Source organism: Streptomyces sp. NPDC048639 (genome assembly GCF_043199075.1).
Taxonomy (GTDB): domain Bacteria; phylum Actinomycetota; class Actinomycetes; order Streptomycetales; family Streptomycetaceae; genus Streptomyces.
Window position 1 is genome coordinate 394,509 of the sequence record NZ_JBICVP010000009.1, and the last position, 14,169, is coordinate 408,677.

Annotated in this window: 12 protein-coding genes and 1 riboswitch; of the genes, 11 read left to right on the forward strand and 1 reads right to left on the reverse strand. The window is 71.6% G+C overall.

Annotated features, from left to right (window positions below; all coding sequences use genetic code 11):
• Positions 1-2 precede the first annotated feature (2 nt).
• From ACGFNH_RS25805 to ACGFNH_RS25840, 8 genes are all read left to right on the forward strand, one after another.
• The gene (locus tag ACGFNH_RS25805) at positions 3-1,319 is read left to right on the forward strand and encodes an MCE family protein (RefSeq protein ID WP_393657514.1); all 1,317 of its coding nucleotides are present in this window, start codon (positions 3-5) and stop codon (positions 1,317-1,319) included.
• Entirely contained in the window at positions 1,316-2,344 is a 1,029-nt protein-coding gene (locus tag ACGFNH_RS25810) for an MCE family protein (protein ID WP_393657516.1), read from the forward strand. The genes ACGFNH_RS25805 and ACGFNH_RS25810 overlap by 4 nt, the downstream gene beginning before the upstream one ends.
• Positions 2,341-3,345 (forward strand): MCE family protein, encoded by a 1,005-nt coding sequence (locus ACGFNH_RS25815; protein WP_393657518.1) that lies wholly within the window; start codon positions 2,341-2,343, stop codon positions 3,343-3,345. Before ACGFNH_RS25810 ends, ACGFNH_RS25815 begins: the two co-directional genes overlap by 4 nt.
• An 8-nt stretch (positions 3,346-3,353) precedes the next feature.
• Positions 3,354-4,511 (forward strand): MCE family protein, encoded by a 1,158-nt coding sequence (locus ACGFNH_RS25820; RefSeq protein ID WP_393657520.1) that lies wholly within the window; start codon positions 3,354-3,356, stop codon positions 4,509-4,511.
• Complete coding sequence (locus ACGFNH_RS25825) at positions 4,508-5,902, forward strand: MCE family protein (protein ID WP_393657522.1); 1,395 nt, start codon at positions 4,508-4,510, stop codon at positions 5,900-5,902. The genes ACGFNH_RS25820 and ACGFNH_RS25825 overlap by 4 nt, the downstream gene beginning before the upstream one ends.
• Positions 5,899-7,185 (forward strand): MCE family protein, encoded by a 1,287-nt coding sequence (locus tag ACGFNH_RS25830; protein ID WP_393657524.1) that lies wholly within the window; start codon positions 5,899-5,901, stop codon positions 7,183-7,185. Before ACGFNH_RS25825 ends, ACGFNH_RS25830 begins: the two co-directional genes overlap by 4 nt.
• Complete coding sequence (locus ACGFNH_RS25835; protein WP_393657526.1) at positions 7,182-7,736, forward strand: hypothetical protein; 555 nt, start codon at positions 7,182-7,184, stop codon at positions 7,734-7,736. Before ACGFNH_RS25830 ends, ACGFNH_RS25835 begins: the two co-directional genes overlap by 4 nt.
• Before the next feature lie 157 nt (positions 7,737-7,893).
• Positions 7,894-8,643, forward strand: a complete 750-nt coding sequence (locus tag ACGFNH_RS25840) for a hypothetical protein (protein ID WP_393657528.1) — start codon at positions 7,894-7,896, stop codon at positions 8,641-8,643.
• Positions 8,644-8,729: 86 nt separating this feature from the next.
• Here ACGFNH_RS25840 and ACGFNH_RS25845 read toward each other — a convergent pair whose 3' ends face one another.
• On the reverse strand, positions 8,730-10,100 hold the full coding sequence (locus ACGFNH_RS25845; protein WP_393657530.1) for a hypothetical protein: 1,371 nt from the start codon (positions 10,098-10,100) through the stop codon (positions 8,730-8,732).
• Positions 10,101-10,306: 206 nt separating this feature from the next.
• Between ACGFNH_RS25845 and ACGFNH_RS25850 the strand changes: the two genes are divergently transcribed.
• From ACGFNH_RS25850 to ACGFNH_RS25860, 3 genes are all read left to right on the forward strand, one after another.
• The gene (locus ACGFNH_RS25850) at positions 10,307-11,461 is read left to right on the forward strand and encodes a PP2C family protein-serine/threonine phosphatase (protein ID WP_393657532.1); all 1,155 of its coding nucleotides are present in this window, start codon (positions 10,307-10,309) and stop codon (positions 11,459-11,461) included.
• A gap of 254 nt (positions 11,462-11,715) precedes the next feature.
• Positions 11,716-11,857: riboswitch (cyclic di-AMP (ydaO/yuaA leader) on the forward strand.
• 11 nt (positions 11,858-11,868) lie between these two features.
• On the forward strand, positions 11,869-12,924 hold the full coding sequence (locus tag ACGFNH_RS25855; protein ID WP_393657534.1) for a M23 family metallopeptidase: 1,056 nt from the start codon (positions 11,869-11,871) through the stop codon (positions 12,922-12,924).
• 301 nt (positions 12,925-13,225) lie between these two features.
• The gene (locus tag ACGFNH_RS25860; protein WP_393657536.1) at positions 13,226-14,167 is read left to right on the forward strand and encodes an aldo/keto reductase; all 942 of its coding nucleotides are present in this window, start codon (positions 13,226-13,228) and stop codon (positions 14,165-14,167) included.
• The last annotated feature ends 2 nt before the right edge of the window (positions 14,168-14,169 follow it).

Sequence of the window (14,169 nt, forward strand, 5' to 3'; positions counted from 1 at the left end):
CGATGCCGACGCTGACACGTAACCCGACCCCGCGCCCCCAGGCGCCGGTACCCGCGCCGGTGCGCATCGCCCCGGCCGCGCCCCGCCTGCGCCTCTACGGCCTCGTCTTCCTCACCGTCATCGGGCTGCTGCTCGCCCTGACCGTCGCCGTCTACGAGAAGGCCTTCACCTCCGCCGTGCCCATCACCCTCCACGCGGACACCACCGGAAACCAGCTGGAGGCCCCGGCCGATGTGAAGCTGCGCGGCCTGATCGTCGGCGAGGTCCGGGACGTGACGGCCGACGGCGAGAAGGCGACGCTGGAGATCGACCTCAAGCCCGAGCACGTGGACCGCATCCCCGCCGACGTCCACGCCCGGCTGCTGCCCAAGACGCTGTTCGGCGAGAAGTACGTCGACCTGGTCGCCCCCGAGGACAGCGCCGAACGGCCCATCCGCGCAGGGGACGTCATCACCCAGGACCGGACCCGCGCCGGCATCGAACTGCAGAAGCTGATGGACGATCTGCTGCCGCTGCTCCGCGCCGTCCAGCCCGGCAAGCTCAACGCCACGCTGTCGGCGTTCGCCACCGCGCTCGACGGGCGGGGCGAGGAGATCGGCCGGAACCTCGTCCGCGTGGAGCGCTATCTCCACCGCATCAATCCGCACATGCCCGCGATCAAGAAGGACATCTCCCGCTTCGCCGACACCGCGGAGATCTACGCCGATGCCGCCCCCGACCTGATGCGGACCCTCCGCAACACGATCACCACGAGCAGGACGGTGGTCGAGAAGAAGGACGCCCTGGCGTCGGCGCTGACCGGCACCACCCGCTTCGCGGGCACCGCCGAGGACGTACTCGACGAGAACTCCGAACGCCTCATCGGCCTGGCTCGTGTCTCCCGCCCCACCCTCGCCCTGCTCGCCCGCTACGCGCCCGAGTACCCCTGCCTGCTGCGCGGTCTGGTGAAGTCCGAGCCGCTGGCCGAGCAGGTCTTCGAGGGCGGAAAGATGCACATCACCCTGGAGGTCGCCCTGCCCCGGTCCCCCTACCGCCCCGGCGAGGAACCGCGCTACGCAGAACGCTCGGGACCCGACTGCCGCGGCCTGCCCGACCCGCACGTCCCCGCACCCGGGATCAAGCTCAACGACGGTACGAAGGGCTCCGGTTCGGCCTCCTCGCCCGGCCCGCCGAGCCGGGTGACCGCCACGGAGTCCGAGCAGCGGCTCGTCGGTTCCCTCGTCGCCCCCGTCATGGGTGTTTCCGCCGACCGGGTGCCCGCCGTGGCGACCCTGCTCTTCGGCCCGATGGCCCGCGGAACGGCGGTGAACGTCGCATGAAGGCACGGGAGACCGCGCGCCCGCTGATCAAGTTCTCGCTCTTCGCCGTGGTCACGCTCGCGGCGACGGCACTGCTCGCGGCCACGATCGTCAACTTCTCGTTCACCTCATCGGACACCTACAAGGCGGTGTTCAGCGACGTCACCGGACTGGAGAGCGGCGATGACATCCGGGTGGCCGGCGTCAGGGTCGGCGAGGTCGAATCCATCGCCATCAAGGACCGCACCCGGGCCGAAGTCACCTTCACCGTCTCCCGGGACCGCTCGCTGCTCGCCTCCACCGGAGCCGTCATCCGGTACCGCAATCTCGTGGGGCAGCGTTACGTCGCGCTGACCGAGGGCGCGGGGGCCGATACGCGGATGCGGCCCGGCGCCACGATCCCGCTCTCCAGGACGCAGCCCGCGCTCGATCTCAACGCCCTGCTGAACGGCTTCAAGCCGCTGTTCGCCGCGCTCAGCCCCAAGGACGTCAACCAGCTCGCGCTGGAGATCGTCAAGACCCTCCAGGGGGAGGGCGGCACCATCAACAGCCTGCTCGCCCACACCGCGTCGCTGACCACCACACTCGCCGACCGCGACAAGCTCATCGGCTCGGTCGTCAACAACCTCAACGGCGTCCTGGGGACCCTCGACAAGCGCAGCACCCGCTTCTCCGGGCTTCTGGGGCAGCTCCAGCGGGTCGTCTCCGGGCTCTCCGCCGACCGCAAGGCGATCGGCTCCTCCCTGGCCGGCATCAGCGACGTGTCAGGGGCGACCTCCGGACTGCTGCGTGAGGGACGCCCGGCGCTGAAGTCCGACATCGCCCAGCTGTCCAGGCTCACCGGAACCCTCAACCGTAACGAGAAGACCGTGGAGGGCGTCCTGCAACGGCTGCCGCGCAAGCTCGACAAGCTGACCGCCACCGGCAGTTACGGCTCCTGGTTCAACTTCTACCTGTGCGACTTCGACGGCCGGGTGGTCCTGCCGGACACCGCGAACGCGATCACGCCGCGGCTCCACGTCGACCAGGCGAGGTGCGGCCGGTGATCCCCTTCCGCGAACGCAACCCCGTGACGATCGGCGCCGCCGGCCTCGCCACGCTCGCCCTGCTGGTCACGGCGGCGTTCAACGTCGACAGCCTGCCGCTGATCGGCAACGGCGAGAGCTACAGCGCCGCCTTCTCCGAGGCGGGCGGCCTCAAGTCCGGCGACGAGGTCCGCATCGCCGGGGTCAAGGTCGGCAAGGTCGACGACGTCGACCTGGAGGGCGACCACGTGAAGGTCGCCTTCCGGGTCAAGGGGGACCCGGAGTTCGGCACCAGGACCGGAGCGTCCATCCGCGTCAAGACGATCCTCGGCGCCAAGTACCTCTCCCTGGAACCGAAAGGCCCCGGACAGCTCGGGCCGGGCGCCCGCATCCCGCTGAACCGTACGGTCTCGGCCTACGACGTCGTGGAGGCATTCAGCGACCTGACCACCACGACCGAGAAGATCGACACCGATCAACTGGCCGAAGCGCTCGACACCGTCTCGACGACGTTCAAGGACTCGCCCGCCGAGGTGAAGGCGTCCATCGAGGGGCTGTCCCGGCTGTCCCGGACCGTCGCCTCGCGCGACAAGGCACTGGGCGACCTGCTCAAGCGGGCCAACGGCGTCACCGGAGTCCTCTCCGACCGCTCGGACGAACTCACCAGGCTCATCAAGGACGGTGGCGCCCTGTTCGAGGAGATCGGCAAGCGGCGCAAGGTCATTCACACCCTGCTGGTCAACGCCGCCACGCTCGGCGTCCAGCTCTCCGGCCTCGTCGAGGACAACCGCAAACAGATCGGGCCCGCGCTGACCCGGCTCAACACCGTGGTCGAGATGTTGCGGCGCAACGAGAAGAGCCTGAACCGCAGCGTGAAGCTGCTGGCTCCCTACGCCCGGGTCTTCACCAACACCCTCGGCAACGGCCGCTGGTTCGACAGCTACATCCAGAACCTCGTCGCGGTCCCCGCCTCGCCCCGGGGCGGCGGCTCCGTGCAGACACCCCTGGGAGGATCACGATGAGGGCCTCCATGAGGATCGCGGTGCGGCGCAGGAGCACCGTCCGCCGTGTGGCGCTGGTTCTGGCACTGGCCCTGATCGCCTCGCTGGCGGTGGTGCTCTGGCCGAAGCCGGACCCGGTCCGTGTGACCGCGTACTTCCCTCGCACCGTCGGCATCTACCCGGGCTCCGACGTCCGCGTCCTGGGCATCAGGATCGGCGAGGTCAAGAAGATCACGCCGCAGGGCAAGCGCGTCCGCGTGGAGCTGGAGTACGAGCCCGGCCGCAAGGTGCCGGCCGACGCGCAGGCCGCGATCATCAACTCCTCGGTGGTCAGCGACCGTTACGTCCAGCTCCTGCCCGTCTACCGCAGCGGGCCCCGGATGCGGAGCGGCGCCGTCATTCCCCTGCGGAGGACCGCGGTACCCGTCGAGCTGGACCGCGTCTTCGACAGCCTGCACACCACCGCCGACGCGCTCGGCCCGCGCGGCGCCAACAAGGACGGTTCGCTGTCCCGGCTGCTGGGCGTCAGCGCGGACAACCTCCAAGGGCAGGGCGGCAAGCTGCACCGGACGGTCAAGGACCTCTCCCTCGCCGTCTCCACCCTCTCCGACGGCCGGAAGGACCTGTTCGGGACGGTGCGGAACCTCCAGGTCTTCACCGCCGCGCTCGCCTCGGACGACCGGAGCGTGCGGACGTTCAACGACAACCTGGCGGGCGTGGCCGAACAGCTCTCCGGCGAGCGCAAGGACCTGGCGGCCGCCCTCAAGCACTTGGCCGTCGCCCTGAAGGACGTGGCCGGCTTCGTCCGCGGCAACAACAAGTCCCTGACCTCGAACGTGAAAGGTCTCAGCGAGGTGACGCGCGTACTGGTGGAGCAGCGCGATGCGCTGGAGGAGCTGATGGACGTCGCACCCGCGGGCATCGGCAACCTGGCGAACGCGTACAACCCCGCGTCCGGCACGCTGGACACGCGGAACAACGCCGACCAGCCCCAGGACACGGCCAGTGTGCTCTGCGCCCTGCTCAAGTCGACCGGGGAGAAGTCCGGTTGCGGGGATCTGACGGAACTCTTCGACTCCCTGCCCGACCTGCCCTCCGCCGACCCCCTGACCGGGGTCGCCGAGCCCGCGTCGGGGACCGCGTCGGTGGACCGGACGCTCGGCGGCATCCTGGGAGAGCGCGCATGAAGGCCCGGCGCGCGACCGCACCCGGCCCCGGCCGGCCGGTGACACGCCTCGCCGCAGGCGCCCGCCGCACCGCCGCCCTGTGGGCCGCCCTCGGCGCGATCCTGCTCTCCGGCTGCGAGTTCAACGGCCTCTACGACGTCCGGCTCCCGGGCGGCGCGGCCACGGGCGATGACGCGTACCACGTCACCGTGGAGTTCCGGGACGTCCTGGACCTGGTGCCCCAGTCGGCCGTGAAGGTCAACAACGTGACCGTCGGCGCCGTCGAGAAGGTGGAGTTGAAGGGCTGGCAGGCCCGCGTACGGCTGCGTGTCGCGGACCATGTGAAGCTTCCCGAGAACGCGGTGGCCGAACTCCGCCAGACCAGCGTCCTCGGCGAGAAGTACGTCGCGCTGTCCCGTCCCACCGGCGTCCAGTCCGTGGGCACCCTCGCGGACGGCGACCGGATCCCCGTCTCCCACAGCGACCGCACCCCCGAGATCGAGGAAGTGCTCTCGGCCCTCTCCGCGCTCCTCAACGGCGGTGGTGTGGCACAACTCCACACGATCACCAAGGAGTTGAACCACACCCTGAAGGGCCGCGAGGACCGGGTCAAGAACCTGCTCACCGAGCTGGACACCTTCCTCGGCGGCCTGGACGCCCAGCGGTCGGAGATCGTCCGCGCGATCAAGGGCGTCGACCGGCTGGCCAAGCGGCTGCACAGCGAGAAGGCCACGATCGGCCGCGCCGTCGACACCCTTCCGCCCGCGCTGAAGGTCCTCGCCGACCAGCGCCGCAACCTCACGAAGATGCTGCGCTCCCTGTCCCGGCTGGGCAAGGTCGGCACCCATGTGGTCAACGCCTCGCGCGACGACGTCGTCGCCGACCTGCGGAATCTGCAGCCGGTCCTGAGCAAGCTCAACGCCGCGGGCAACGACCTGCCCAACGCGCTGGAGATGCTGACCACTTATCCCTTCCCGCGCAATGTCGTCGACGCCGTCAAGGGCGACTACACCAACCTGCACATCACCGCCGACCTCGACCTGAAGAGCCTCTACGGCAACCTCGGGGACAAGCCGGGGAAGCCCGGCTCCCCGGGCGGCGGCGACGGCGACGGCGACGGCAACGAGCCCGGCGAGCCCGAGGTGCCCGAACTGCCGGACCTGCCCGGCCTCCCCGATCTGGCCGAGCCGTCCTCACTGCCCTGCCTGCCCTCCGCCGACTGCGCAGGGAAACCGGACGGCGGCGGGGGGAAGGGCCCGGCCCCTGAGCAGCCCGGCGGCGACGTGCTGTGCCCGCCGGTGTGTACCGGCACCCAGGCCGCGTACCGCTCCTACGGCGCCGGAGGCCCGGTCTACCCGAGCGGTCTCGACATGGCGCTCGCCGAGCTGCTGACGAAGGGGATGCTGTCGTGATCACCCGTACGGTCAAGGCCCAGCTCCTGGCCTTCGCCACCGTCACCGCCGTGGGTGTCTCCTACGTCGGCGCCGAGTACGCCGGCCTGGCCGACCGCCTCTTCGACCGCGACTACACCGTCAGCGCCGACTTCGCCGACTCCGGGGGCATCTACTCCGGCGCCGAAGTGACCTACCGCGGCGTGCCGGTGGGCCGCGTCGGCGATCTGCGCCTGGACGGGCCGGACGGCGTCTCGGTGCAGCTGCGCATCAAGGACGGCCCGCGCATCCCCGCGGACACCCTCGCCGTGGTGGCCAACCGCTCGGCGGTGGGGGAGCAGTACGTCGACCTGCAACCGCGCGCCGGGACCGGCCGGTACCTGGAGGACGGCAGCACCATCCCCCGCCGGGACACCCGTACGCCGCTGCCCACGACCCGGCTCATCTCCGGCCTCGACCGGCTCGTGGAGTCGGTCGACAGAAAGGAACTGCGGGTCACCGTCGACGAACTGGGCGACGCCTTCGCCGGCACGGGGCCGCATCTGAGCCGCATGGTCGACTCGGGCAACGCCCTCGTCGAAGAGGCGAGCGACTCGCTTCCGCAGACGATCTCGCTGATCGAGGACTCCCAGCAGGTGCTCAGGACGCAGGTCGACAAGGGCTCGGCGATCAAGGCCTTCTCCCGCGATCTGGCCGATCTCAGCGGGCAGTTGAAGGACAGCGACAGCGACCTCCGCGGCCTCGTGGACGGATCCACCTCCGCCGCGCACGAGCTGGACTCGCTGCTGAAGGACAACCGCAGGACCCTGCCGGTCCTGCTCGGCAATCTGATCAGCGGGGGTCAGGTCACCGCGGCACGCCTCCCCGGACTGGAACAGACGCTGGTGACCTTCCCGGTCGCCGTCGCGGGCAGCTTCACCGTGCTCCCCGGCGACGGCACCTCGCACTTCGGGCTGGTGCTCAACGCCGATGACCCGCCACCGTGCCGGCAGGGCTACGACACCCGGCGCCGCGCCCCTTCGGACACCAGCGAGCGGCCGGCCGACACCTCGGCCCGCTGCACGGCGCCGCGCGGCAGCAAGACCACGGTCCGCGGTGCACAGAACGCTCCCCGCGCGGGTTCGGGCGGGGGCAGCGGGGCGGACCGGGCGTCGTACGTGGCGCCCTACGACCCCGCGTCCGGCCTCGCCTCCGTGCCGGGCGGACGGACCGTCGCGATCGGCTCGACCGGCGGTGAACAGAACGTGTTCGGAGAGGACTCGTGGCAATGGCTTCTCGTGGGACCGATGGGACCGATGACATGACCCCCTTCCGACGGCTGACGCGTGCCGGCGGGCCACCGCTGCGCCTGCTGGCCCGGGTCGCCCGTACGGCCGGTCGGAGCAGGGCACTGCCCGCCGCACTGGCCGCGGCCGGCATCCTGCTCGCCGCCCTGTCCGGCTACTTCGGTGTGGAGCAGTACCGGCAGCACCAGGACGAGCTGCGCCGTCAGCACGTCCTGGCCGCCGCACGCCAGTCGGTGCTCAACTTCACCTCCCTCGACTACCGGCACTACGGCCGGGACAGCCGGCACGTCCTGGAGGGCGCGACGGGCGAGTTCAGGAAGCAGTTCGCCCAGCAGAACAAGCAGCTCACCAAGCTGGTCGCGGCCAACAAGTCGGTCTCCCAGGGGCAGGTGCTCGAAGCGGGGATCGTCACGGCCGACGAGAGCTCCGCCCGCGTCCTCGTCGTCGGTGACAGCAAGGTCAGCAACGTCGCCGCGCCCAAGGGGCAGGCCCGCAACTACCGGTTGCAGCTCGACCTCGTGCGCGAGGACGGGCGCTGGCTCACCTCCGATGTCGAGTTCGTCGGCTGAACCGGCGGCACCGGCCGGGCCGGTGCGACACCCCGCCAACCCGCACACCCGCACACCCGCACACCCGCACACCCGCACACCCGCACACCCGCACACCCGCACACCCGCAGACCCCTGACCCGAGACCCGTGAGAGACGGCCTGGGAGGAGAGACACCGTGACGAAGTTGTCCGTACGAGGTGCCGGAAGCGGCACCCACCGTTCGCGTACCGTCGCCGCGGCCGCCCGCGCCGCGGCCAGACGGACCGAGAAGGCACAGCGGCCCGCCGGCCAGGATCCCGCAGCGACGCCCGGCGTTGCCGCCGTGACCGGCGCGCCCGCAGCGGACGTGCACGAGCCGGAGACCGAGGACTCCGCGTCCGCCCCCGACCAGGACCGCGGTGCCGCGAGGCCGCGGCGTGAGCGCCGGTATGCCCTGCTGAGCGCCGGCCTGGCCCTCTTCGTCGTGGCGGCTCTGGCCGCCACGGCCGTCCTCGGTCTGGAGTACCGGGACGCCGGGCGCACCGCCGGCGCCCGTACGGAGGCGCTGGCCGCCGCGCGCAAGGCGGCGCCCGAGATCCTGTCGTACGACTACCGGCACCTCGACCGGGACTTCGCCTCCGCCGAGCGCCATCTGACCGGGCCCTTCCGCGAGAAGTACGGGAAGACCACGAGGACCGTGGTCGCGCCCACGGCGAAGCGCTACCACGGGGTGGTCAAGGCGACGGTGGCGACGCCCTCGTCCGGTGACGCACCGGCCGCGTCGGTGGTGTCCGCGTCGCCCGACAGGGTGCGGGTGCTGCTGTTCATGAACCAGGTCACCGACTCCACCCAGGTCTCCGGGCCGCGCCTGGACCTCAACCGGGTGCGGATGACCCTGCAACGGACGTCCCAGGGCTGGAAGGTGAGCGCGGTCGACGCCCTGTGACGCCGTGACGCGGCCGCACACGCGGGACGCCCTGGCACGCCCCTGACGGCCGCCGCCCCGGAACCCGTGTCCCGGGACCGGCCGCCTCAGAATCCGCCTCCGCCGAAGTCACCGCCTCCGAACCCGCCCCCGCCTCCGAAGTCGCCTCCGCCGAAGTCGCCGCCTCCGCCGTCCCCGCCGCCGTCCCCGTACCCGCCGCCGTCGTACCCGTACGCCGGGCCGGTCATCGCGCTGCCCAGCCATGTGCCGATCAGCAGGCCGGGGAGGATCCCGCCGCCGAAGTAGCCGTTGGCCCATGGCCCATAGGCCGGTCCGGCCTCCCAGTAGGGCTTGCGTCCCTGTGCCGTCTCCACTTCGCGCCCCATCGGCTCCAGGCCGTCCTCCAGGCGCGCCGCGTCGGCCGCGCAGACCGGCACGGTCCGCTCCTCGCCGCCCGGCGGAGCCCACTGCGCGTCCTGCACGGACGGGCCGTGCCGGGGGTCGAAGAAGCACGGCGGCCTGCGGTCGGGCAGCTCCCTGCCGTCCCGCCGCGCCTCAAGGGTGGCCAGCGAGAACCGGCCGTCCGCCAAGGCCTCGGTCACGCCCCGTACATCACCGGGCCGTCGTGCGCGGTCCATCGACGCCTTGGCCCTGTCGTACGAGTCCAGGGCACTGGCGTAGTCCTCGCGCATCGCGTCGGTGGTATTCGGGGCCGAGGGGTCGAAGTCGATCCGTTCGACCTCCTCGCCGAAGGCGGTGATGTCCTCGTCCACGACCGGGCGGAGCGTGTCGAGCTGTGCGCGGTCCCGCTCGGCCCGCCGCTTCTTGTTACGGCTGCCGACCAGCAGCGCACCGCCGCCGACGGCCGCGATCAGCACGCCGAGCGTGGCCACGAGCCCGAGCGGGCTGACCCGGTTGCTGGGGGAGGTGTCCGTCCCGGTGTCGGTGCTGGAGCCGCCGCTCCAGGTGTCCGGGGCGTGGCCCTGCGCCTGCGGCAGGGCGTCGTCGACGAAGGAGTCGACCATGGCCCGCACATCGCCGGGGGACGAGCGCTCCACGGCGCCGGTGAGGTTGTCGACCGCGTTGCGGGACATCACGGAGGAGTCGGCTCCGGCGTCGAAACGGTCGCCCAGCGCGACCGCGTACACGCCCGTGATGCCGGTCTTGCCCCGCAGGTCCTGGAGCAGGGTCGGCGGGTTGAATTCCTTGGTGGCGGGGAGCACGACGACCATCACCGGCTTGTCCGCCTTCTTGATCTTGTCCGCCAGGGCGTCCGCGGCCGACGGAGGGAGCTGGTCCCTGGCCCGCGGATCGACGTAGACGGGGCCCTTTCTCAGGGCGTCGGCGGCGCTGTCGAGCCCGTCCGCGGCCCGCGCCCCGGGGGCCATGACGGCCACCAGTACGAGGGCGGCGGCGAGTACCGCCAGTACCGGTGCGAGCAGGATGCGACCCGCCCAAGGCTTCGCTGCGGTGTCCATACCTACGAAGTTAACTCCAAAGGCGCAATTTTGTGGCTTACGCCCTTTACTGCACCTTTACATCGTCTTTCCGATGCCTTTCCCGTGCCGTGCGTGCGCCGGGCCGGCAGCGAGCGGTGCGGGACCCCCGATTCGCGCGCGGCGCCTCCCCCGGCCAGGGTGGAAGGGGCGCGCTCGCGGACACGCCGCAGCGTCGGCCCTCACGGATGGGCAGGAGTCAGCAGGTGGGGACGCACGTCGAGGGACCTCGCCGCCTCGGTGGAGCCCGTCGGCCCAGTGCCCGGGTCATCCGCTGGATCCCGGCTCTGCTGATCATCGGCGGCGCGATATTCGACCTCATGACGCCGCCCCGCTTCACCGGCTCCCCGTTCTTCTCGGCGGCCCCGCTGGTGGCCGCCCCGTTCTTCTCGCTCGGTGTCACCGCCCTCACGGGCGGCGCGAGCGTGCTCACCGTGCTCGCGCTGCGGCTGTACGACATCCGGCTCACCGACATCGAGTCGGTCACCGAGCTGGTCACCGTCTTCACGGTCGCCGTCCTCGCCCTGCTCATCAATCGCGTCGTACGCCGGGGCGACCTGCGCCTCGCCTCGGCGCGCACCATCGCGGAGGCGGCCCAGCGCGCCGTCCTGCCCGACCCCGCCGAGCGGATCGGGGGCTTCCATGTCGCCGCGCGCTACGAGGCCGCGCACGCCGAGGCCAGCATCGGCGGCGACCTCTACGCCGTGCAGGACACCCCGTACGGCGTGCGCCTGGTCGTCGGGGACGTGCGGGGCAAGGGACTGGATGCCGTCGAGGCGGTGGCGATCCTCATCGGCTCGTTCCGGGAGGCCGCCGAGCAGGAGCCGACGCTGGAGGCGGTGGCCCGGCGGCTGGAGTGGGCGCTGCACCGGGAGAGTGCCCGGGGTGCGGGGCCGGACCTGTTCGAGGGCTTCACCACGGTCGTCCTCGCCGAGGTGCACGGCGTCGATGACCCGGCAGGCGCGGGCACGCTGCGGCTGCTCAACCGCGGCCACCCACCACCGCTGCTGCTCTACGAGGACGGCGGTCTGAGGGGTGTCGAACCGAAGGTGCCCGCACTGCCGCTCGGCATGGACGACCTGGGCGTGTGGCCGGACCTGGTCCAGGAGTTGGCGTTCCCCGGCGGGGCGACGCTGCTGCTGTTCACCGACGGGGTGACCGAGGCGCGCAATGCCCGCGGCGTCTTCTACGACCCGGTGGAGCGGCTGCGCGGCATGCATTTCCCCGATCCCGGCACGCTCCTCGACGCGCTCGTGGCGGACGTTCGCCGTCATGCGGCGGGCGAGGCACCGGATGACATGGCGCTGCTCGCGGTGGCACGACCCGAAGGCCACGGTCCGTAACCGGATCGCATCGCTCCGCATAACAACTGACGAACAGTCAGCTATGGGGGGTTGTCGGGCGTGAGGTCAACTCGCCCGATTTTCCTGGACCATGTACCGATTTGCCCCCACGGATTTCGTTAACGATCACACGGAACAGCTTGGAAACAGGTCCCGCGGTCTATTAACGTTCGATAACGCAGCGCGGTCGTCCCAGCCGCCACAAGAGGTGGCACCGTGCGCCTACGCCGAATCCCGCACCACCAGCATCACCCGCAGCATCCGCACCAACTGCACCAAGGGAACCGGGGAACCAAACTCTTGGGGTGAATCGGGCACCTTTCCCAAAGGCGCTCGTAGGAGACCTTCCTGCTCCGAACCCGTCAGCTAACCCGGTAGGCGAGAAGGAAGGAAAGGAGAGCGCCCGAGTGGCGTCCAACAGGCCTGCCCCCGAGCCCTTGTACGAACCCCCCGCCGCCCATGGTCCCGGCGGATTCGGTGAGTTCGGCGAGGAGTCCCCGGCCGCCGGTACCGGCGAGTGGAACCCGACGGCCGACTCCCTTGCTCCCGCGCGCGGCAAGCACCGCGTCAGCAAGCAGCGCGGTGGCGGCATGGCCCGCAGCGGTGCCGTCCTCGGGGTCGGTATGTTCGCGGCCGTCGGCGCCGGTGGCATGGCCACCGCCCAGGACAAGCCCCCGGCCGCCATCTCCATGCCGGATCTCGGCATCACCGACCAGCTCCCGGACGCCAAGTCCCTGCCGGGCATCGGCTCCCTGGTGGCCGACGACGACGCCCCCGCCGGAGCCACCACCCCGCTCTCCACCGCGGGACTCACCGACACCGAGGCCGCCAACGGCACCGGCGCGGGCGAGGCGCTGCGCGCCCGCATCATGCGCCAGGCCGAGCAGCAGCAGGGCGCGGCGGAGACCGCGCAGCGCGAGGCGGCCGAGAAGGCAGCCGCGAAGAAGGCCGCCGAGGAGGTCGCCGAGGCCAAGGAGAAGGCCGCGGACGCCAAGGCCGCCGCCGAGCGCAAGGCGAAGGCCGAGGCCGCGCGCAAGGCCGAGGCCGAGCGACTGGCCAAGCTGGCCAAGCAGTTCACCCTCCCCGTCGCCTCGTACACGCTGACCGCGGGCTTCGGCGAGGCCGGCTCCATGTGGGCCAACGACCACACCGGGCTGGACTTCGCCGCCCCCACCGGTACCCCCGCCAAGGCGGTGCACGGCGGCACGATCACGGAGGCCGGCTGGGCCGGTTCCTACGGCTACCGGATCATCCTCACCCTCGACGACGGCACCGAGGTCTGGTACTGCCACCTGTCCTCGATGACCAAGACGTCCGGGAAGGTGACGACCGGCGAGACGATCGGCCGCGTCGGCGCCACGGGCAATGTCACCGGGGCCCACCTCCACTTGGAGGTCCGTCCGGGCGGCGGCGACCCGATCGACCCGGCCGGCTGGCTGCGCGGCAAGGGCATGGCGCTCTAGACCCGCACCACACCCCTCTCGCGCCGCTCCGGCGCGACCGTCCTGAGGCCGTCCGTCCACCGGTCGGCCACCCCCACCGCGTTCGCCGCCAGCCCCGGTGTTTCCTCCCCCCTGGCACCGGGGCTGCCGGTATGCCCGCGGCCTTGCGTACCCGCGTCGCTCGCCGCGCCTCGCTCGCCGCGCCCGTTCGTGCACCTGGACCGTTTCGTGCACCTGGACCCTTCGCGCACCGGACCGTTCGCGCATCCGAGCCCTTTGCCATGGCGGAATAGCCGTGCCCCGGGGAGCGTTGGGTTGCCGCATGGCCGACAACAGCAGGATCATCGGTGATCTGACCGTCCACCCCCTCTGCCTCGGCGGCAATGTCTTCGGCTGGACGGCCGACGAGCAGCAGTCGCACGCGGTGCTGGACGCCTACGCGGCAGCGGGCGGCAACTTCATCGACACCGCCGACGTCTACACGGCCGCGGTCGAGGGCAATGCCGGTGGCGAGTCCGAAACCGTCATCGGCAACTGGCTGGCGGCACGCGGCAACCGCCAGGAGGTCGTGATCGCGACCAAGGCGGGCCGGCACCCGGAGTTCATGGGCCTGCGGGCGAAGACCCTCAAGGCAGCGGCGGAAGCCTCACTGCGCCGTCTGCGGACCGACCGCATCGATCTCTACTACACCCACTTCGACGACCCGACCGTCCCCGTCGAGGAGATCGTCACCACGCTCGACCAGCTCGTACGGGAGGGCAAGGTCCGGCAGTTGGGGGCCTCCAACATCTCCCCCGAGCGGCTCGAGGCATCGCTCGCCTTCGCACAGCGCGAGGGCCTGGCGGCGTACGCGGCGGTGCAGCCGCACTACAACCTCGTCTCGCGCGACACCTACGAGGGCGCTCCCGCGGAGCTCGCGGCCCACCACGGCCTGGCCGCCGTCCCGTACTTCGCGCTCGCCGCCGGTTTCCTCACCGGCAAGTACCGGCCGGGTGCCGAGGTCGACAGCGCACGGGCCCGGCGGGCCGGCCCGCACCTGGAGACCGAGCGCGGGCGGCGCGTGCTGGCGGCGCTCGACACCATCGCGCAGGCGCGGGGCGTGCAGGTCGCCACGGTCGCCCTCGCCTGGCTCGCGCGCCGGCCGACGGTGGCCTCCCCGATCGCCAGCGCCCGTACCCCGGAACAGCTCCCCGCCCTGCTCGCGGTCGCGGACTTCCTATTGACCGACGCGGAGTCGGCCGCCCTGGACGCGGCGTCGGCGTAGCG